This is a genomic window from Flavobacterium sp. Root935 (assembly GCF_001429295.1).
Taxonomy (GTDB): Bacteria; Bacteroidota; Bacteroidia; order Flavobacteriales; family Flavobacteriaceae; genus Flavobacterium.
Window position 1 is genome coordinate 575,203 of record NZ_LMJL01000008.1, and the last position, 21,875, is coordinate 597,077.

10 protein-coding genes are annotated in these 21,875 nt (G+C 36.8%); all 10 read right to left on the reverse strand.

The window, feature by feature from the left end; all coding sequences use genetic code 11:
• Nucleotides 1-67 precede the first annotated feature (67 nt).
• Nucleotides 68-7,354, reverse strand: a complete 7,287-nt coding sequence (locus ASE40_RS07745) for a pectinesterase family protein (protein WP_082586775.1) — start codon at nucleotides 7,352-7,354, stop codon at nucleotides 68-70.
• A gap of 82 nt (nucleotides 7,355-7,436) precedes the next feature.
• Nucleotides 7,437-8,234 carry a rhamnogalacturonan acetylesterase gene (locus ASE40_RS07750; protein ID WP_057116378.1) on the reverse strand — a complete coding sequence of 266 codons (798 nt, stop codon included), beginning with the start codon at nucleotides 8,232-8,234 and terminating at the stop codon, nucleotides 7,437-7,439.
• Between the two features lies 1 nt (nucleotide 8,235).
• Nucleotides 8,236-9,231: an alpha/beta hydrolase gene (locus ASE40_RS07755; protein ID WP_241774342.1), complete on the reverse strand. Its 996-nt coding sequence runs from the start codon at nucleotides 9,229-9,231 to the stop codon at nucleotides 8,236-8,238.
• A gap of 46 nt (nucleotides 9,232-9,277) precedes the next feature.
• Nucleotides 9,278-10,273 carry a pectinesterase family protein gene (locus ASE40_RS07760; protein ID WP_082586798.1) on the reverse strand — a complete coding sequence of 332 codons (996 nt, stop codon included), beginning with the start codon at nucleotides 10,271-10,273 and terminating at the stop codon, nucleotides 9,278-9,280.
• Nucleotides 10,274-10,286: 13 nt separating this feature from the next.
• Entirely contained in the window at nucleotides 10,287-11,969 is a 1,683-nt protein-coding gene (locus ASE40_RS07765; protein WP_241774343.1) for a glycoside hydrolase family 28 protein, read from the reverse strand.
• 32 nt (nucleotides 11,970-12,001) lie between these two features.
• A complete protein-coding gene (locus tag ASE40_RS07770; RefSeq protein WP_057116380.1) occupies nucleotides 12,002-13,225 on the reverse strand; it encodes a glycoside hydrolase family 105 protein in 1,224 nt (407 codons plus the stop codon).
• A 6-nt stretch (nucleotides 13,226-13,231) separates the two neighbouring features.
• The gene (locus ASE40_RS07775) at nucleotides 13,232-14,875 is read right to left on the reverse strand and encodes a glycoside hydrolase 43 family protein (RefSeq protein WP_057116381.1); all 1,644 of its coding nucleotides are present in this window, start codon (nucleotides 14,873-14,875) and stop codon (nucleotides 13,232-13,234) included.
• A gap of 128 nt (nucleotides 14,876-15,003) precedes the next feature.
• On the reverse strand, nucleotides 15,004-16,653 hold the full coding sequence (locus tag ASE40_RS07780) for a DUF5123 domain-containing protein (RefSeq protein ID WP_057116382.1): 1,650 nt from the start codon (nucleotides 16,651-16,653) through the stop codon (nucleotides 15,004-15,006).
• A 12-nt stretch (nucleotides 16,654-16,665) separates the two neighbouring features.
• Nucleotides 16,666-18,558: a RagB/SusD family nutrient uptake outer membrane protein gene (locus ASE40_RS07785; protein WP_057116383.1), complete on the reverse strand. Its 1,893-nt coding sequence runs from the start codon at nucleotides 18,556-18,558 to the stop codon at nucleotides 16,666-16,668.
• Between the two features lie 24 nt (nucleotides 18,559-18,582).
• Entirely contained in the window at nucleotides 18,583-21,804 is a 3,222-nt protein-coding gene (locus ASE40_RS07790) for a SusC/RagA family TonB-linked outer membrane protein (RefSeq protein WP_128414951.1), read from the reverse strand.
• Nucleotides 21,805-21,875: the final 71 nt, after the last annotated feature.

Sequence of the window (21,875 nt, forward strand, 5' to 3'; positions counted from 1 at the left end):
TTTATACTAATGAATTCATTTTCATAATCAGGGACAATAAATCAAATTCCTGTCCCTGATTTCAAACTTATTTAACTATGATTCTAGTAGATAATCCTGTTTTTAGGCTTTTGATGAAATAACTTCCTGATGCAAGATCTGATATAGAAATATCTGTTTCAAAACCTGCTGTATCTAATTGTTTTATTAGAAGTCCGTTCATACTAAAAATTACTACGCTGTCATAATCAATGCTGGATTTCAAGGTAATTTTACCAGTTGCAACTGTTGGAAATGCATAAAAATCACCTAACTTTTTCCATCGTCCGTAAAGCGTAAAGTTTTCTTTTTGTTTACTGTCAAATCCACTTATTTCTTTTCCGTAAGCGCTGTCAGAATACCATCCTAAAAATCGATACCCTACGCAGGAAGCCTCTTCAAGTTTATAAACCGTTCCCGTTTCTACGCTTGCTTTATTAGGATTAACTGTTCCTGATGGTAAGTTCATATAAGAGATATTATAGAAAGTAGGCGGCACAACCTCATCGGCTTTGTTATTACCTCCTGCTCCCCAAAAAGCATATAAAACTTGGTTTCCTGTTGCAGTAACTGCAATTTCTTTTAAAGAATTAGGCACTGTGGCAGAAGCCGACCATCCGAAAAATGTGTACCCTTTTAAAACTGGAACGGGCAGCGTTAACAATGTACCCTCAGTATATTCTAGGGGAGTTAAACCCGTTAAAGCTTTACCGTCAATTGAATTCATATAAGAAATTGCAGATTTTACAACTGGTTTTGCGTCGGGTTTGTTGTTTCCGCCTTCGCCCCAAAAAGCATAAAACACTTGATTTCCTGTTGCTGTAGCCGGAATACTTTTAATTAATCCAGGCGAAGTCGCTGTACTTGACCAGCCAAAAAAAGTATATCCTTCTAATTTTGGTGTTCCTAAATTGGTAACTGATCCTTCCATAAATTCAGCTGGTGAAAGGGTTATGGGTTTTCCATCGATAGAATTCAGATAATTTATTGGTGAAAATTTAGAATCTGCTTTTAACCATCTCGGATCTCCCAAAGCTCCGCCGCCGATACCTGCTGCTGCTAATGGAGAATTTTTAGAAAAACTAAAATTTCCCTGTAGTGGATTAGGATATGAAAGTGCTGTCATACCTAAACCTGTCAATGTTTTAACATTGGTTTCTGTAACGGCAATAGTTCCTTTTGTTGATTGAGCAGATACTCCTGTAAAAAGATTGTTGTCTAAAACTGCCGTTCCTGCGCCATTGACATTGTTAGAATAGAACATATAAATCGCTTTCGGATTTTCACGTTCGTCCTGCATAATATTATTCTTGAAGGTGAAAGTTGATGTTTTACTGTATTGATTATCTATAAATACAAAACCATTTCCTTCCTGACTGCAGGCATTATAAATTGTATTATTTTCGATCGTTACATTTATTGGCTCGTTTACATTATCTTTTTTCTGAAGAATTATAAAGTTGTTTCCTTTTGAATAATTGAAAATGGTCGAGTTTTTAATCGAAACCGAATTTACAATATGTGAATCTGGCTGAATAAAATTACCTCCCTGAGCGCTGCTTCCGTCAATTAAACAATTATCTAAAGCAATTTTTGAAATTGGATGGTCGCTAGTTCCTTCTGTTACTAATAAACTTTGTTTGATTCCTTTTATCGAAGCGTTTTTTATTTCAAAATTAGATAAACCTGCTCCTTTTTTAAACTGCATTACATTAGAATCAGCATTTGTGAAATCAAAATCTACACCATTGAAACTGAAACTTCCTGAGAAGATTTCTGGATTTTCTGAATAAAAAGATCCAGCAAAAACAGGTTTTGCACCTTCATCTGGAACAAATGTATATTTATGATTTTTCACCGCTAGCGGAGTACTTGTTGTGTACGTACCGCCAGCCATAATAAACTTTGTACCATCTTCTGCTGCATTATATTTCTCAACAAAATTTTGCGGATTTACATAAACATCTAAACTTCCGTTTTGAGTTGACGTAATATTATACACAAGGCTGTTGATGTAAACTTCAATATTGGTATAAATGCCATCAACTGTTTTTAAATTACCATCAGCAGCACTTGCAGGATTCAACCCTTTCTCTGTTTCCCATTTATCTGGCATACCGTCTCCGTCTGTATCTAAAGGTGCTTCGCCAGTAGGAAGAACCGGCCATCCTCCAGTTGCTGATGGTGTATCGATATAACCGTTTGTACTTCCGTTACCGCCATTCATAATACTTGCAGTTCCAGAGCGAGTATCATCTACGGCTCTTTTATCTACAGCATCTCTGTATAAATTGGCACCCGCATTTTCTAAAACCAATTCATAAGCTTTTGTCGCACTGTGTGTCGTAATTTCGCCAAAAGGATGCGGGGCTTCAATTTTAACTTCTTCTTTATCAGCATCACTTACTGGCAGCTGGCTGCTATGAAACTGACTGTAAACACCATAAGTCCAGTTATCCTGAGTAGTTCTTGGAGACCCGACAACATAGTTACCGTCTACATAATATTTTCCCCAGATTCCGTATAATGGAGAAGTGGCATCTAAACTTCTTCCCGTTGATAAAATACGTTCTTTAGTAGAATTAGAAGTTCCAGGGCCTGGTTTCCAGTAATTATTAACCAGATTCACATTCATAGCGTCTCCGCCGTAACAACTGTTTCCTCCCCAGTTGTATATGACGTTGTTACGAATATCCACTAAATCGGTTTTTGCAAAAATATCGTTAGCATATTCTCCCAACCTTGGATTACGGCTGTCATGATGCGCTAATAAATTATGGTGAAAAGAAGCATTTTTACCTCCCCAAACACCACCATAACCGTGAGCTCCTTTGGCATGAACTGAATTACGTAGACTTTCGGAAATGATACACCATTGAAGCGTAAAGTTTTCATTTTGGTAAAAAGAAACACATTCGTCTGTTGACCAGCTCATTGAACAGTGATCTACAATGATATTTTTTTGGAAACGTCCGCCTAATGCATCATTTTCTACATCATGGGTATCTCCCATTCTAAAACGTAAATAACGAAGAATTACATTATTTCCTCTTACTTTAACATTGTAATCTTTTATCGTAATACCACCGCCTGGCGCTGTTTGTCCGGCAATAGTGATATTATCCGTAACACTTAATTCACTTTTCAATTCGATATTTCCCGAAACTTTAAAAACAACAATTCTAGGACCTGCCTGATTTATGGCATCACGAAGAGAACCTGCTCCCGAATCATTTAAATTGGTTACATAAATTAGTTTTCCGCCGCGGCCTCCTGTTACGTATTTACCGTAACCTTCGGCTCCTGGAAACGCAGGAACAGTTTCTGTACCTCCGCCAGTAGTTTCTTTTTTCACTTCAATCTTTCCTTCTCCTGTAAAAAACTCAGGATTTGTGGTTTTGTCATAAAGTCCTTCTTTAAAATCTACTCCATTTATAGTAAGCTTTTGAACATTCAAAACAGTATTTAATACCGCTTTTCCATTAGCCGTTATATTCAAATTTAAGTTTGACCCTGCAGCGCGTTCATGACTAAAAATTACGTAATTATCCTGACCAACGTTTATTGTTCCAGAACCAAAAGCATTTGCAGATGCCCCATCAATCGCAGTTGGATAATTTAGTGTTGGGAATTTTGTACTTTTTTGAGTTAAATCCCAAGTTCCTATAAATTCGCTGTTGTCTCCTTTTAAAAGTAAAATACCTGTATTGGCAATAACGCCTTGACCCGTATTCATCGGAATAATATTTCCACTTCCAGAAACTGGTCCGCTTAGAGTCATTATGGTTTGATTGGCTATTCCTGAAATCATTTCAAATTTCACATTTCCAGAAATTACTATTGGAGCTTCTAACGTCATTCCTGCACCGCTTGTATTGTAATATACGCGTGTTCCGTCTTTAAAAATTAAATTTCCTGTGGCTTTATGAGCACCTCTTAATCGAAGTGTACCTGCGCCAGAAAAAATAATATCAGCTGGAAAAACAGTAGCTGTTGTTTCTATTTCTTTTGTGCTTGAAACAGTTTTACCTGCAGCTGGCATTTCAGCTGGACTGAAATTTGCTGCATTATCCCAGCTTTTATTTACTGCTGCTGTAAATTCATAATCAAAATTTGTTGGCGGAGTTACTTCGTCAGGTTTGTTGTTTCCTGCTGTTCCCCAAAAAGCGTATAATGTTTGATTTCCTGTTACAGTCGCTGCAATTTCTTTTAAAGAATTTGGAACTGAAGCAGAAGCTGACCACCCGAAAAAAGTGTAACCTTTTAAAGTTGGAACTGGAAGTGTTTGAGCTGTGCCTTCAGTATATTCTATTGGTGTTAAACCTGATATAGTAGTACCATCAATCGAATTTAAATAGGCAATAGAAGATTTAACAGCTCCGCCAATTGTCATATTGATAGTGCTTGCATCACTTAATCCGCCATATTCATTTGCAGTTTGTATGGTATAAACATAAGTACCTGCTGTTTTAGAAGTTTCTACATAACTTGCTTCAGTCGTAATAGCTAAAATTTTACCGTCTCTACTCACAACATAACACATTGCATATTGATTTTCATCCCATTTTAAAGTGTTATTTCCAGCAGCAATAAGATTGGCTGGTTTTGTAACTTGTTCTACAACTCTGCGCGGGTCCCATTTATCTGTACCGCTTAGCACATTTTCAATTGTGAATTCATCTGCTTGAGCTTTTGTCAAAACTGGATTATAATTTCCTGTCTGCGAAATGCCGTTTACTGTAAATGTATTGGTTCTATTATCAGTATTAACGGCAATTCCGTTTCCGTTTACACTATTGTATTCTGCAAAAAGTGCTGGATATGTTCCCATATTTGCCCATCCAAGTACATTGGGCTCATTTATCATTTTAGTATTGAGATAAACTGCTCTTGGTGAATTCTGCCACGGACGCCCTAAATAATAACTGGCTGAAGCGGTAATGGTATTATTATTAAAAATATAGCCATATTGTGTAGCTACATCGTGGTTTGGTGCTACGATATAACCGGGTGCAACAGAAACCAATTTACATTCTTCAAACCAATGTGTTCCTCCTCCACATATAAAATCGACATCGCCTTCGATTGTTGATTTATAATAAAAACTTCTTTTTCCGCCTGTTACCTGCGTATCTTGTTTACTTCTTAATCTAATTCCGTTATAAACATTTCTATCTCCTGCGGGATTTAGTGCAGGTTTTTGTCCAGAATTTATAATTCCGTCTTTGTGTTCTATCGTAATATTTTCCATGTACAAATCATTGGCTTCGATAGAAAGAACGGCATTTTTAATTCCCTGACCTGGATTTCCCTGAAAGATTACTTTGTCTTTGGATTGTGCAACCAAAGAAACATTGTTTTTTCCTGATGGAAGTTTCAATACAATATCCTGCGGATTTGTACCATCTCCACCCAAATTATAGGTTCCGTTGGTAATTAAAACCAAAAATCTCGATGCAGAGTTATTAGGCGCTGCGTTAAATGCTTCGGCTATGGTTTTTACATATTTTCCAGAAGCAAGCTGTTCTGTAGTAGCATCAGCATCGACAATTAAATCAAATTTTCGTTTAACTGGAATTGGTTTTTCCATTGTTTTAAACGATAAACTAATCGCGTCGCCATTGTTTCCGGAAAGGTCCTTTACAAATCCAGCAGGTATAGTAAAAGTATATTGTTTATTATATTCTAATCCGAAGTAACTAAATTTTACCGTTTTATTTACAAATTCGGCAGTTAGATTTTTTCCATTTAAAACTGCTTGTCCAGTACCTAATTGAACTTGTTCGTTAAAGTTCAGAATGATATTTCCATTTGCTCCCACAGTTAATGAAGCTTCTGCTGGAAACGAAGATTCGAGAACAGGTGGGTTTGTATCTGTAACCAAAACCTCATCGGCTTTAATCATCACATTAGATAAAATCGTAGCCGTTACATCGACAGCAGATCCATGTTTGGGTCCGTTAATATTTGGAAACCATCTCAGGTATATTTTTTCTTTACCTTCTGCTTCAGCAGGAAGAATTCCTCCAATAGAAGTAATTGTATTGGTATTGATGGTCGTTAATGCCGAAACATTCACGAAATTTACGCCGTCTAATGAATATTGAAAAGTCCATTCATCAGCTCCATAATAATAGCCAAGCAGTCCTGAGGCAACATTAATATTTTTGTAGCCCACTGTAGAAAGCGTTGTCATAAAATAATAGAAATTTCCTCGCTCTGTATTCCAGACGCAAACCCCATTTTTTCCGCCTCTGTTTTGAAGTCTTAAATTAGGCGCAAACACATTGTCGACAACATTGTAAGCAAATAATTGAGGTTTATTTTCTATTTTAGAATAAAGTTCTGCTACTCTCGGATTAGCATATTGGTCATTTTTGAATGTCCATCCCGCAATAAAATTTTGATTGGCATAAGTTCCTGTAACTGTTTGGTTTTGATCCATAACCACAGAGGTACTTAACGAAGTAGAACCATCAGACCAATTGCTGAATTTAATAATATCATTTTCAACAGCTGTAATGGTAACATTTGTTCCTTTTTCATACACCGAAAATGCACCGTCCTTTCCAGCTGGAGCAATAGAATAATCTCCTAATCCGAATGCTCCATTAACATTAACGGTCAGGTTATAAGTTGGAATTGTTTCGTACTCTGCAATAAGAATTGTATTATCATTGATGGTATAGGTTAAAGGATTTGCTGTTGAAACTACAGCGCCTTTATCATCTATCCATTGTTTAAAATTATATCCGAAATTTTTATTGGCAGTTAATTTTAATTCGGTTCCTTTTGCAAATGTGCTTCCTCCAGGATTAGTAACCACAGTTCCTGATGAAGCTGGATTAACACTTGTGGTTAGTTTATAAGTAACCGCATTAGAATTTTCGGTTATTTTTTCAAAATAATCTAAATTGAATAAATAGCCCGTTCCTAATCCTGTAAAAACCAGATACAAATCGTATGTACCTGTTGTTGGCGTAATGGTGGTAGAGAACTTTTTATAATCAGAAAATCCAGTACTTCCAGAGACAACAGCTGTTCCTATTAAAGTTCCTGTTGCAGATCCTAACCTCAATTCGATATTACCTCCTGCTGAACCCGCAGCGGCGATATCAAAACGAGTTACAAATTCGGTAAACTGGACGGCATTAAATTTAATCCACGTATTATTTTTAATGTAACCTACGTTTCCTCCTCCCGAAAGAGAAGCATTGGTTTCTGCCCTCGCTCCCGAAGCCTGATTAAAAGTTTCGGCTTCAATTCTCTCAATGGTCTGAGAGAACCCCATTACTGTAAACAGTATGAGGAATAGGTGAATAAATTGTTTTTTCATTTGGTTTTTGGTTTTAGTTAGTAATAGTTTGTCAAAAGAGTTTTTATTCTTCTTCACACTCTTTTGACGGTTTATAAAAATTTTAATTTAATTCTTTCATTCCTTCAAAAACAAGCCTTGCAACTTCTACAGCACCTTTGGTTTGAAAGTGTGTATTGTCTTTTTGACCATTCGGATAAGCTTCATATAATCCTGCTGGCAAATTCATAAAATAGTTTTCACTCACATAAGGCTGTCCTTTCTTTGTAAAAAAGTCCATTGATTTCTGGTTTAAATCGATAATCATTACGTTCATTTCTTTCGCAATTTCTTTTACAGCGTCAGGATATAAACCATGAATATTCTGCAGTTTACCTTCCTTCCATGGAAAATTTCTAGATACTGGAGTTATCAAAATTGGTTTGGCTCCTTTTGCTCTTGTTTGTTCAATAAAAAGCCTTAAGAATTCTTTATAGCCTTCAAGATTAACATAGCGTTCTGGTTTGTCTTCAGCTGCATCGTTATGACCAAACTGCATTAAAACCAAATCTCCCTTTTTGAGATTTTCATAAACAGAACGCCATCTGCCTTCCTGAAAAAAAGTACGAGTGCTTCGGCCGCCTCTCGCCCTGTCATCTACAAATGCGCTGTCTGTTTTGATTAATTTATCGATCTTTTTTAAGCTGTCTTTGACTAAAAATTGCTGAAACACTTGTCCCCAGCCTGTAACTGGATATCGGGTTTTCATGTAATCTTTTCCTTCTTCGTAATTATTGGCATAATTAGCTACTGTGGAATCGCCGATTAAATAAACTGTGGTTACCGCTTTCGATCTGGTAAAAGCCATTATCAAGACTGCTAGAGTCATGCTTACTAGTGGAATTACAAATTTTGTTTTCATATTATGTGCTAAATATTTTAGTTAAAAAATTGTCGATGTATTGAATTGTAGGCTCAAACCACGGATTAAAAAGACAAAATGAATGAGGAGAATTTTCAAATTCATGAACTTCAGAATAGATTGCGTTTTCATTCAAAACGTTTCTGTAATCGTCTCTTCCTGCGTGCATCCGTGCGATTGAACTATTGATGAATAATGTCGGCGGTGTTGTTGCATTTACATAACTGAGAGGAGAAGCAGCTTCCCAAAGTTTAGGATTGTCTTTTCTGGAATAACCAAGCCAATAGGTTCCTGCCGAAATGTTTTTACTGTCATCTCCTTCACTGCTTTCAGAATGTACAAATGAAATAGTGCCATCGATACTTACCACAGCATTAACCTGAGATTTGGAATTTGAATGGGCTATCACGCCTTCAAAAAGCGGCATATTTGCTGTCGTGCCCATAAAAGCGGCCAATTCGCCTCCCGCCGAAAATCCAAGAGCAGTTATTTGATCTGGGTTGATGTTGTACTTTACTGCATTTTCTCTTACCCAGCGAATGCATGCTTTGAGATCGTAAATCGCTGCGGGAAAAAGCGCTTCTGTAGAAAGTCGATATTCTGGGGTAAAACACACATATCCTAGGCTTGCGAGTTTTTGTGCCATTTGATGATGCTGCTGTCTGCTTCCAGAACGCCAGCCTCCGCCATGAATAATGATAATTGCGGGTTGTTTTTTCTTGGCATTTTTATCATAAAATATATCCAGTTTCATTTTACGTTTTCCGTAACTGCAATAAGTTATATCTGTTTTCTGCATCACATTATCAAAATGCAGTTCAGGAACTCTCGTCGTTTGCGGAAAATATTTAAGCGTTTTCTTAAAAGCACTTGCATTGGTAAACGAAGTATCCCTGACATTTGTAATGCCTTTTAAATACTGAGCGTTTACGTTTTGAAAGAAAATCATACAAACCCCAATAATTACTGCGCTAAGATTTTTATTTTGAAATTTCATTGTCCATATCTTTAACTTATTATGATTTATATGATTTAAAAATGAATTATTTAATTGCCGGTTTCCAATCTCTCAAAACGGCTTTCATCGAATAATCTTTTTTAAATTCTTCGGCTGATAATACATGAGACCATTTTACGCGGGAGTTTGTATTTCCTCCTGTCCCTGTAGACAAATATTCAGCATAAAAGGTGGTCTTTTCGGCTTCTGGTTTACCCCAATTGTGCCATCCTTCTGGTTTAATGTGCGGTCCCATTTCGCATTTTAGAAAAACTGTTCGGGCATAATTGCGCCAAGGTCTTCCTAAATAATAAGTACTGTTCCCCGAATTTGTAGTCAACTTGCAATTCAGAAATACAAATCCATACGGATTAGATTGAGGCGTATTGGCTGCAGTTATGTAGGAACCGCCTTTCTTGGCAAAGATTTCACATTGATCAAAAACAGCTGTTGAACCTCCAAAAATAAAATCGGTTGTTCCTTCGATATAACAATTTTTATAGTACTGCCTGCTGGTATCTGCACGCAGATAAAGTGTATCTTGGAAACCTAAAAATCTGCAATTTTCAAAAATGACTTTATCGCCGTCGATTCTCACTGCTACTGCTTGTCCAACTGGTCCAGATGAATTTTCGAAAGTTATATTTCGTGCTTTAAAATCATTTGCTGTAATTATAAAACTGGCAGATCCTGAAGTTCCAATTGTTCCGCCTGCACCACTCGATTTGGAAGCATAATCATCATAAGTAAGAATTACTTTTTCTTTGCTTTCGCCTATTAAAGTAATATTGTTTTGGTTTAAAACTACTTCTAGTTTTTCTTTGTAAACACCGTTTTTAATGAAAATTGTAGTTTCGGTTGTTTTTAATAATGCAACCGAATTCAAGGCAGCCTGAACTGTTGTAAAATTCCCAGTGCCATTGGCATCTACAACAATATCGTACGATTTGAGTTCTTTTGGAGCTTGAGTTCTTATAGCATCATTTGCAAATGAAACATTCGTAAAGAAAATCGAGACTGCTAAAAATCTGAATAGTATCATTTTGTTTTCTGTTTTAATCCACAACTTTCACTTCTCCTTTAATCGACTCTAGAACTTTTAGATCTTTATTCATAACCATTTTCTTTCCGTTAGTTTTTAATGAAATATCTTTTGTTTCTAAACCGCCAACCCAAAACATCTGATTTTCTCCAGTAGATTTCAAGCCATCCAAACTCACATTCTGGCTATTAGAAAAACTTACGGCAATTCCTGGTTTGTCTAATCTTAAATCAAGATTTTTAAAAGCAATTTTGCTTGAGTAATTCATCTGAATACCTACATCTGAACGAATGATCATATTTTCAAATTCGATATTAGTAACTGGCATTTCGGGAATTCCCATAATTTTCAAAGCCTGAGAAGCTCCGTTTACATAGATATTTTTAAAATACATATTTTTGAATGCAGGAGTTTCTTCTGAGATTGGTTCTTTTGCTACTGTTACTTCTCCTGTATCTTTATCTTCTGAGAGTGATTTTCCGAAATAGTACAAATTGAAATTGATGGCATCAGTCGGAATATTGTTCATTCGAATATCTTCCATCCAAATATTTTCGACCACTCCGCCTCTGCCTCGAACCGATTTAAAACGAAGTCCGCAGTCTGTACCATTGAATGTGAGGTTTTTAACGAATATATTTCTAACATCTCCAGACATTTCACTTCCAATAGTAAAACCGCCGTGTGCATGATAAACTACACAATCTGTTATTACAAATAATTCTGTTGGTTTTCCTCTGTCCCTTCCTTCTTTATCTTTTCCGGATTTGATACAAATCGCATCGTCACCAACATCAAAACGGCAGTTAGTTACCGATCCGATTCGGCAGGATTCTAAATCCAGGCCATCGCCATTTTGAGAATACCAAGGATTGCGAATCGTTAAATTGCGTAAAGTAAGATGTTCACACATTAACGGATTTACGTTCCAAGCAGGAGAGTTTTGAAAAGTCACTCCATCCAAAAGCAGCTTTTTGCAATTCACTAAACTTACCATTACTGGACGAAGCGCTTCTTTGTAAGGCTCCATGTTTTCTATGGTTTGTTTTTTAGGATGTTTATTTCTTTCCTCATTCCCCTCATAAGCTCCTTTTGAAGGATACCATATTTTACCGTCTTTAGACAATACACCGCCAGATTTTACCAATTCGTCCCATTGTCCTGCAGTCATTTTACCCATTTTGACAGGCCTCCATACAGCACCATTTCCATCAAAAATACCTTGGCCTGTAATCGCAATATTTTCTAGGCCAACCCCCATAATAGGCGATTCGCATCGAATTACTTTACTTCCTTCAAAATAAGACTCTATCAGCTTGTATTGTTTTAAATCGCTTGTAAAAGAAATAAAAGCGCCATTTTGGGTATGAAGGTTTACATTGCTTTTCAGTTTTATAGGGCCTGTTGTCCATAAACCAGCAGGAATTACGACCACACCTCCACCTGACTTAGAGCACTTTTCGATTGCTGTATTAATGGCATTTGTACAAAGTTGCTCGGTGTTGGGCACTGCTCCAAAATCAACAATATTTAATGTGTCTGTTTTAAATTTCGGAAGCTGTACTTCTGGCATTTTGAAGGGAATTTTTAACCCCGAATCTGCCTTTTTTTCTGTCACATTTTGAGCTCCTTTCTTTTGACTCATACAAGAAAAAGCAACAAAAAGAAATGCTGCTAGAAGAATTGTTTTTTTCATTTTTATCATAACCAATTGTATAATGTGATGTATTATTTTTTGTCTGAAAGCATTTGCAGTTCAATTCCAGCCATTATAAACGGACCGACAGCTTTTGCATCATCATATCTTATGGGTTCCGAAATATAGTATTCGAATGAACCGTCACGATCTTGAGGATTTTTTCCTCCTAATCCGGCAACCGCACAGCATTTGGTAATCGATATTGTGCCGTCTGGATTTTCTTTTATAAACTCTTTTAGAATTCCTTTGAAACCTTTTTGCGCCGATTTAAGGAATTTTTCTCCGACATAACCTTTGTTATAGGCTTTCGCAAACGAATACACAAACATGGTTGAGCAGGTAGATTCCAAATAATTACCTTTTCGTCCCGGCTGATCCATAACCTGCCACCACACGCCTGTTTTAGAATCCTGTGCTTTTAGAACAGCTTCATATACCTTTTGAAGAATTTCTATTAAATTTTTTCTTTTGGGATGATTCTCTGGAACAAAATCTAGTATGTCTACCAACGCCATACAGTACCAGCCTTGCGCACGCCCCCAGACATGGGCAGAAGTTCCAGTATTTTTATCTGCCCAAAACTGAACTCGTTTTTCATCATAACCGTGAAAATTCAAACCTGTTTTGGAATCAAAAGTGTGTTTTTGAATAAGTTCTGCTTGTAAAATCGCATCGTCAATTGCTTTTGGATCATTAAAAACAAATCCATATTGAGCAGCAAAAGGGTCTGCCATATAAACACCATCGAGCCACATTTGCCACGGGTAACTTTTTTTGTGCCAATAACCGCCATCAGAAGTTCTTGGATGCGTTTCTAATTGTTTGTGAAGCATATCCATTGCGATTTTATATCGCTTATCATTCGTTTTCTTGTAAATTTCAAAAAGAAGTTTTCCAGAATTCACTAAATCTAGACTGTATTTTTCAAGCTCGTAGCCACCGCCAATTTTACCTTCTTTATCAATAAGCTGGTCTGCGTATGAAAGTCCGTAATCGTAATATTTTTGTTCTTTCGTATAATCATATAATTTCTGATTAGCAAGTGTGACCAAACCATTGGTGTAATTCCATTTTGGAAATTTTACACCATCAAGAAATACAGGATTCGGAACACGTTTTTGATCAGAATCGGCCATTTTCTTTGCCCACTCGATTGGCGTTATTCCAGATTTTTCTTTTGATTTTAATTGTCCAAAGGATATTAGAGGACAAACAATCAAAAAGAATGCATAATATTTCAATTTTTCTTTCATAACTTCTTAATTACCTTCTACTCTAAACCAGTCATAATCGGCATAACTGCTGTCGTTTACCGCTTTTGTTCCTGTGGCAAAAAGACCAATTTTTGCGCCGACCCATCTTCCTGCAACTGGTTTAAAAGAATCACCTAATTTTTTGAAATTCTTTCCATCGATACTGTAATAAAAAGTAACTCTGGCATCAAACGGTTCTTTGTTCTGAATCATCTCCACTTTAGCGCGAAGCTGTACTTCTTTTTTATTTATCAAAACTGAGGCAATATCTTTTTCACCTTCTTTGACAGTTCTCGCATTTTTCATTGTGCGCTGTACCAGATTCAGATTTCCTGTTTTATCCTGTTCTATTGCGATATAAGAATAGTCTTCACCAAATACAATTAAACCAGAACTGCTTACTCCTGCTTCTGGATTGTTCTCGAAAGTCAGTTTTGCAGTTGCTGTAAAATTATCGCCTGGAAATTTTTGCAGTAAAAGGTTGGGCGACATCCACATTGTGTTGGTATTTTCATCGCGTGGAATACAGTTTAAACGCATAAATCCAAGATTTGCAGACGACCATCCCCAATGTTTAGCCGGGTCTTGATTGGCCTGCCACTGCCATTGTAATCCAAGTTGATGTCCATCAAATTCATCAGAAGAAACCAAGGGAGTTGCAGGATAGTTTTTGCCTACATTTGGTTTTGTCCATTCTAAAACCGGTTCGCCAATACCATCTTTATTAGAATCTATTCCCATAATCGGCCAGTTATCTTTCCAAGTAACAGGCTGTAAATTGACTACACGTCCGTATGCCCAGCGATCTTGAAAATGTATGAACCATCCGTCACCATTTGGCGTTTCTACATAACCTCCCTGATGTGGTCCATTCATTACAGTATTTCCTTGATGCAAAACTATTTTAGACTCATAAGGACCCCAAACATTTTTAGAGCGCATTGCCAATTGCCATCCGGGTTTTACACCTCCAGCGGGAGCCATAATCCAATAATAACCATCGCGTTTGTACATTTTAGAACCTTCAACTGTTGTGTGGCCGTTGTGTCCATCAAAAACCATCGCGGCATTGCCAATTAGTTTAGTGCCATCTGGCGTAAGTTCAGACAGCATTAAAACTGTTTTTACATTGGCACGGCTTCCTGCAAAAGCATAAGACAAATAGGCTTTTCCATCTTCATCCCAAAACGGACAAGTGTCGATAATTCCTTTTGCTTCTTTGACTAAAACTGGTTCTTCCCAAACACCTTCTGGATTTTTGGTTTTGACCATGTAAATTCCGAAATCTGGATCTCCCCAATAGATGAAATATTCTCCATTGTGGTAACGAATAGAGGGAGCCCAAACGCCATCACCATGACGAACGGTGCGATAATGCTCAATAGGAAATTGATTTTGTAATGCATATCCAACCAACTGCCAATTTACCAAGTCTTTGGAATGAAGAATAGGAAGCCCGGGAATACTATTAAAACTGGATGCGGTCATATAATACCCCTCTTTGCCTGCACATACATCGGGATCCGAGTAATCTACGTGTAAAATAGGGTTCTTATATTTTCCGTTTCCTAAATCGGCATTCCAGCCTTGAGCTTTTACTCCCAAATAACATAATAATCCAAGGGAAAGCAGTAATTGTTTGAATTTCATTTTTTAATTGTTTTTGATATAATTCATTGATTCGTTTAGGTTAATCAGCATCGAACAGTACATAGAAGTATCCTCAACCACAAGGATACTTCCTCAGTACTGAAACCACTTACTTAATTAACAAAAACTTATGGGAGCCATCTCGTATCTCCTACTTTGTTGGTTACAATTGGAGAATTAGAGTCTTTAATCATTAAATTTCCGTTTGCTGGATCGACAAATAAATTTTGTGCACTAATGCCTAAATCTGTTCCTTGTATTCCAGCGGCACCAAGCAGATAATCTGTTGTGGTGTAATTATTGCCGTATGTCGTAGGTGTGTTGGCCGCAATTGCCTGAATCACTTTACCGCAGGCAGAGGCCAGTAACACATTTTTAAAGATTAATGTTGATCCTACTGCAGATGGTATATTGATTAATGATCTGTTGTAAGCATAATCGTAAATGGTAACATTTTGATATTCCAAATGAATTGGATATGCAGATGTTCCATAATCGAATAGGTTTTTAAAGTTTCTATTTTTATCTGTTGTCTGATAGTAATCTCTCATAAAAGTACAATTTGAGAAAACTGCTCTTTTTACATTGTCAGCTCCGGCAGAACCAAAAGCAAATGTACCGTAAGGTCCTGTGTGTCCTCCAACTTGATCAAACGTGCAATAGCTCATATCAAAGTTTCCGATTTCTTTGTATTTTCCGTTTCCTTGATGTCTCCAGAAACCTCTTTTGAAATAGTTGAAAACACAGTTGTAGAATGTGATAGATTCTACTGTCCAAGAAGTTCCACTATTAAAGAAATAGCTGGCATCTATAGTTTGGTAAAAACGAATATTTTCAAAAGCAAGAGATGATAAGTAAGATCCTTCTGCAATATTCCAGTTTCCGTTCATTTCAATCTGCGGACGTTCTCCTTGTGTTCCTCCTGTCAGCTTAAATCCTTTTGATATGGTAAACGGAGTAATTTTGAATAATGAACCTGCTTCAAGGAAATATTCTGTTCCTTCTGGAACCGTTGGATCGTCATTGTTAGTTCGCAGTAATGCATCTAAATCCATTCCTTTTGTTACAATAATAGTAGAAGCTGATGGTCCCGCAGAACGGAAAGAAACCTGATTATAAGGTTTATCATAACGTCTTGGTTTATTGTTATCAAAAATATTAACGTTATACAAAGTGTTTTTTTCTAATCCTTCAACCTTTGCTTCTCCTTTACTCATTTCATCAGAGGTTAATTTACGTCCAATAGCAGGAAGTTCTGCAGACTGAGCTGGCTGAACCGAGATACTGTCTACTGGATTTCCAGCAGAAACTGCCCATGTTACAGTTACATTTGTTTCGGTAATATTCACTCTTTCTACTGGCTGTAAAATAGGATCAAACGGCGGGCGGTCTTCTGTCAAAGCGCTTGTGTAAGCCCATTGTGAATTATGATCTCCGTTAACGTGATTCGATCTTACTCTTATATAAAACTGGGTTTTATAAGGAATGTCGTCCATCAAAATTTGTGTATCTGTAATGGTATACGATTTGTACAAACTTTTATAATAGTTATCCAAATGAAGTTCAACTGTATAAGACGCTGCATCATTGACTTTGTACCACACCACAGCGATTGAATTGCTTTTTACTAATGGGGCAGGAAGCACGAATTTTGGCTGGAATAAGTCTTCGACAGGTTTATAACGAAACTCATCTGTATCGCAGGATTTTAGCATTTCTCCACAGACAATTAAGCCCATAAATGATAAAATATAAATTAATGTTCTAAAATTTTTCATACTACTATTCGATTAAAAATTAAAACCATAAAAATTTTGAATGGCTCCTCGATGATCTGTAATTACCTTGGAAGGATAAGGACATAAATAACGTAATGGATCATTTGGAGATACAGATGAAGCATTGTTGTAATTGATAAAACCTCTAAAACTCCATTTAATATCATTTCTAGGTTCATAACTTGCAGTATCATTATTTAATGAATACCAGCTTATCGCAAACGGAAGTTCTGTATAACCAGCTGGACGTGCTTGTAGAATTTCATCAATACCTTTAATATCTAAAATGGTTCTGCCTGAGTTTGCAGGATCTGGAATATTTTTATAATAAATACTTCCTGGAACTTGGTCTATTCCCGGCACATAAGCTCCATTTGCTACGCGTCCCCAGTTAAGCAGTTTATAATATTGATTGTAAATAACTTCACTAAATTTATTCCAGCGTGCTAGATCGAATTTACGTTTGCTTTCGCCTCCAAATTCCCATTTACGCTCATCCATAATGGCTTTAAAAAACAACTCTGGAGATGATTTAGCTTGTACATAATTGTCTACTTTGTCCTGCCAGTTAGACTGCGCAAATGCTCTTCGACGCACTCGTCTCAAACATTCTTTGGCATCTTCGCGCGGACCAAAACGTTCGTTTACGGCTTCTGCATACATTAATAATACATCTGCAAATCGCATCCATGCGTAGTTTATACCTGTTCCTTTTGTGCTGGTGCTTCCTAATGGATCTGTCATAAATAATTTCGACCATTTTCCTACTGCTAAACGTGCTAAATCCAGACGGATTACCTGATTCAGGTTTTGATCGTATGATAATGGTGCACATGTAATATCTCTTCTTAAATCTTTATTATCAAATGAATAAAGATATTCTCCGCATAAACTTAAATTTCCTGATGCGCTTCCGTATGGATGATTTCCTTCAATAATTGGAACTCCCACAAAATAGCCGTATTCTCCAGATGAGTTTTTTAGCATTGGCAGCGAAAATATCACATCGTCATTAACTGGGGTTTCCCAATTATTTTGTTTTACCCAAAAATCTTTGAAACTCAATTTTAAATCGTGCTGTCTGCCTTGGATTACTTTATCCAGATATTGAATGGCAATGTCATAATACTGCTCGTAATTTTTACCTCTTTCCATGTGCCCAATACTTGCAGGATTGTTTTCGTCAGGGCGAAGTGTCCATCCTCCTCTTGTAAGCGCCAGCAAACCAATTAAACTTTGATTGAAACTTCTCGATGCGCGTTCTACTCCATAATCTAATTCACTTGCATTTTTCATTAAAGGTTCAACCGATTTTAAATCGTCGATTAAAAACTCAAGAATTGTATTTCTATCGGTAACTCCTACGGCAAAATTTTCGTCTCCAGTTGAGGATTTTGTTCTAAAAACAACATCTCCCCAAATACGAATCATGTCTAAATAAACCATTGCGCGAAGTGTTTTTACTTCGCCATACATATGCATAATATTTGACGGCTGTGTTTTAGGATCTGAATTATATAGTTCTGAACTTTCAATTCCTTCAATTACATCATTTGCTGTATTGATAATTTTATACATCGCACTCCATGTCGAATTTAAGGTTGTCCAATATGGTTTTGGATCAAAACAGGCAATATCCGACCCGTTTCCGTTTACTGTATTGGTTGTAACTCCCGACATTTCGACATCGGTATTCATATTAAAAACAAAGGCCAGACGATTTGAATAAGCATCATCGGTAAGCATAAGCGTGTACACGCCGGCAACTGCAGATTGTATGTCTTTTTCTGATTTGAAAACTTCTGCCTGAGTAAAACCTGTTGCAGGCTGTACATCTAGATAATCTTCGCAGGCTGTAAAAGTCAGCGCAAAAATTAACAGAAAACTTAATAATATCTTTTTCATCTTTTTGTGATTTAATTCGTTTAATTAAAATGACAGCTGCACTCCAAAAGCGTAGTTACGAGTTCTTGGATAGGCATTGTAATCAATATTTGGTGTTAGGCCTGTTTCCAGGTTTACTTCAGGATCATATCCAGAATAATTTGTCCAAACAAATAAGTTACTTCCGGTTACATAAAGTCTAATTCTGCTGAATCCTACTTTACTGCTGTTTTGCTTTGGAATTGTATATCCGATACTCAGATTATTTAATCGAAGAAACGAACCATCTTCAACGGCATAAGACATTGCAATAGGACGTCCGATACTCGTCGGATTCCACATTGTAGCATTTTCGTTTTGTTTCGCCAGCATTTCTGGTGAATAGCGAAGATCGTTCCCCATGTCATCAAAATTTCTCCAGCGGTTATTCAAACCTACTTCCATCCCTAAATTATTTTGTGTGTTTTGATACCATGAGGTCATCATGATTTTGTTGGCATTATACACATCAAAACCTGACATGAAATTGAAGAATGCAGATAAATCAAAGTTTTTCCAAACTGCATTTAAACCAAATCCTCCCGAGAAATTAGGATTAGTATCTCCAATAACTTTTCTGTCTTTATCTCCAATTACATACGTATTTGGATCTGACGGATCAACAGCTGTAAGTTTTTTGAATTTAGCATTTCCAGGACGCGGATCTCCCGAAAGATTTTTTGAGTTTGCTACACCGTCTTTCAATTTCCATGTTCTTGTAACTGAATCAAAAGATTCGAAATCATCCATTGTGTAGAAGCCATCATTTTCAAAACCAAAAATTAAACCTTTTGTACCGCCAACATAAGCACGGTAATCGTCATCATTTAATAATTGTGTTCCTGCCCAGCCAGAACTAAGAATCCACTCTTGTTCTCCACTTGAAAGCTTATCAATTTTGTTTTTGTTGTGCCCGATATTAAAAGTTAAATCAAGCTGAAAATCTTTTTTTCTGATAACATTTCCTGTAATTGCAAACTCAATTCCTTTGTTAGAAGTCTGCCCGACATTTGTCATCATTTTTGTAAAACCAGATACCGAAGCAATATCTGACGGCACTAATAAATCTTTTACTTTATTGTGATAAAAATCAAGACTACCTGTAAGGCGTTCGTTAAAGAAACCGAAATCAAGACCTAAGTTGGCGGTATAAGTTGTCTCCCATTTTACATTTGGATTGTTTAAGTATTTGTCATTATAAAAATTATAGTAATAATGATTTTCTTCTCCCCATCCTACAGAACGGTCTCTAGATACGCCGTAATATTTCGCATATAAATCGCCGCTGATTCTGTCATTTCCAGATGCTCCATAACTTACACGAGCTTTTAAGTTGGAAACCACTTTGCTGTCTTTTAAGAAACTTTCGTTTGAAACTCTCCAGGCAAAAGCTCCCGCAGGAAATACTCCCCATCTATTATCAGGTCCAAACTTTGTAGAACCATCCGTACGAACAGTAAACGTAAAAAGATATCTTTCGTCGAATCCGTAATTTACACGTCCGAAAAAGGAAGAAATTCTATTTGGAGAACCTGCGATTGAACCGTTATCAAAAGGAGTTCCTAATGCCAGATTATCTAAAGCTTTTGAACCTGAGATTTCTTCTGGGAAATAACGCGTGCGGTAAAATTTGGCAGAACTTTCCTGATCTTTAATTTCCTGCCCAAGCATTAATTGAAAATCGTGTTTTTCCTTTAATTTGAATCCGTAGTTTAAAACATTGTTCAACTGCCATCTCGGCGACTGAGTCATAGACCAATATACAACAGGCAGATTATTATTTGCATTGGCTGTACCAGTATCTGTACCCCAGAAACGACCATCTTCACTGTATTTGTATTCATAACCAAATGAAGAACGCAGTGTTAAACCTTTTTTGATAGTCCAGGTTAATGCTCCGGTAGTATTAAAAGTTCGTGTAGTTCGTTCACGGTAATTCTTTTCTGATTCTTCTATTGGGTTGAAACGCGCACGTATTTCATAATCTTCTGGATCAAAATAAGTATTATCATCTGGTAAAGTCATATAATCTTCTAAACCTGCCGTTGGTGCTTCGCGTAAAGCTCGAAGCAAACTAACACCTTCTGTTCCAGAACCGTCTATTGTTTGATTTGTCAAACGGGTTTGATATTCGAAAGTAAGATTGTCTGTTAATTTTGAATTCAAGATTAAATAAAGATAGTTTTGGCGCATACCAGTTCCTATCAATGCTCCCGGCTGCTCTTGATTGACAAATGTGAATTTGAATTTCGTTTTTTCACTTCCTCCGTTAACGTTTATATCGGTATATCTGGTAATTGGGTTACTTCCAAATATTTCGTCCTGCCAGTCTGTTCCTTTGTTGCCTTTATAAATGTATAATTCATTGGCACGTCCGTAATTGTTATAAAATCCAGTTGGATTTGAGTTACGCTGACGTTCGTATTCATACTGCATCATTATGAACTCATACGGATCCATTACATCAAGGTGATTGGCAAGCGTTTTTATTTGTGTATAATTATGAATGTTTACCGAAACTTTTCCTGCCTTTGGGACTTTTGTAGTAACCAAAATTACTCCGTTGGCACCTCTCGCTCCATAAACAGCTGTTGATGCAGCATCTTTTAAAACTTCTACAGATTCGATATCTGTTGGCGGAATATCATTTAAGTTGGCAACTTCAAATCCGTCAACCAAGATTAATGGTGAGTTATCTTCTGTAATAGATCCGCCGCCGCGAACTCTAATCATAACTTCAGATCCTGGAGAACCATCGGCAGTTGTAACTTGCACACCTGGAAGTCTTCCTACCAAAGCTTCAGCTACCGAAGCTGTTGGTACTTTTGCTAACTCTGTACCTTTAATACTCGAAATCGCTCCTGTTAGATTTTTACGCTTTTGCGTACCATAACCAATAATTACGACTTCGTTCAGCTCACTGCTAGATTCTTTCATTTGAACAGTAATGCCAGATGTGCGCCCTTTTAACGCTACCGTTTCATCTGTCAAACCAATAAATTTGACAATCAAAACGGCTGTTTCTGGATCTGTCACGGCAATGCTGAATTTACCATCAAAATCGGTTACTGTATTTGTATTTTCATTTTTTACTATAATCGTTGCGCCGGGAATCAGCCCCATATTATCCCTTACTGTACCCGTCACGGTTACACGCTTCTGAGCATAAGCGCTGCATGTTAAAAGTAACACGGCTAAAATGCTCCAGATATATTTTTTTATCTTCATAACTAGACTATTTTTTTATTTGTTTTAAAAATGAAGTCATTAGATTTTATACTTATATGCAGAATGTTTCC

Excerpts from the sequence above, each read along its gene's own strand:
- ASE40_RS07745 (WP_082586775.1), bottom strand. The coding sequence starts at position 7,354 with ATGAAAAAACAATTTATTCACCTATTCCTCATACTGTTTACAGTAATG.
- ASE40_RS07750 (WP_057116378.1), bottom strand. The coding sequence starts at position 8,234 with ATGAAAACAAAATTTGTAATTCCACTAGTAAGCATGACTCTAGCAGTC.
- ASE40_RS07755 (WP_241774342.1), bottom strand. The coding sequence starts at position 9,231 with ATGAAATTTCAAAATAAAAATCTTAGCGCAGTAATTATTGGGGTTTGT.
- ASE40_RS07760 (WP_082586798.1), bottom strand. The coding sequence starts at position 10,273 with ATGATACTATTCAGATTTTTAGCAGTCTCGATTTTCTTTACGAATGTT.
- ASE40_RS07765 (WP_241774343.1), bottom strand. The coding sequence starts at position 11,969 with ATGAAAAAAACAATTCTTCTAGCAGCATTTCTTTTTGTTGCTTTTTCT.
- ASE40_RS07770 (WP_057116380.1), bottom strand. The coding sequence starts at position 13,225 with ATGAAAGAAAAATTGAAATATTATGCATTCTTTTTGATTGTTTGTCCT.
- ASE40_RS07775 (WP_057116381.1), bottom strand. The coding sequence starts at position 14,875 with ATGAAATTCAAACAATTACTGCTTTCCCTTGGATTATTATGTTATTTG.
- ASE40_RS07780 (WP_057116382.1), bottom strand. The coding sequence starts at position 16,653 with ATGAAAAATTTTAGAACATTAATTTATATTTTATCATTTATGGGCTTA.
- ASE40_RS07785 (WP_057116383.1), bottom strand. The coding sequence starts at position 18,558 with ATGAAAAAGATATTATTAAGTTTTCTGTTAATTTTTGCGCTGACTTTT.
- ASE40_RS07790 (WP_128414951.1), bottom strand. The coding sequence starts at position 21,804 with ATGAAGATAAAAAAATATATCTGGAGCATTTTAGCCGTGTTACTTTTA.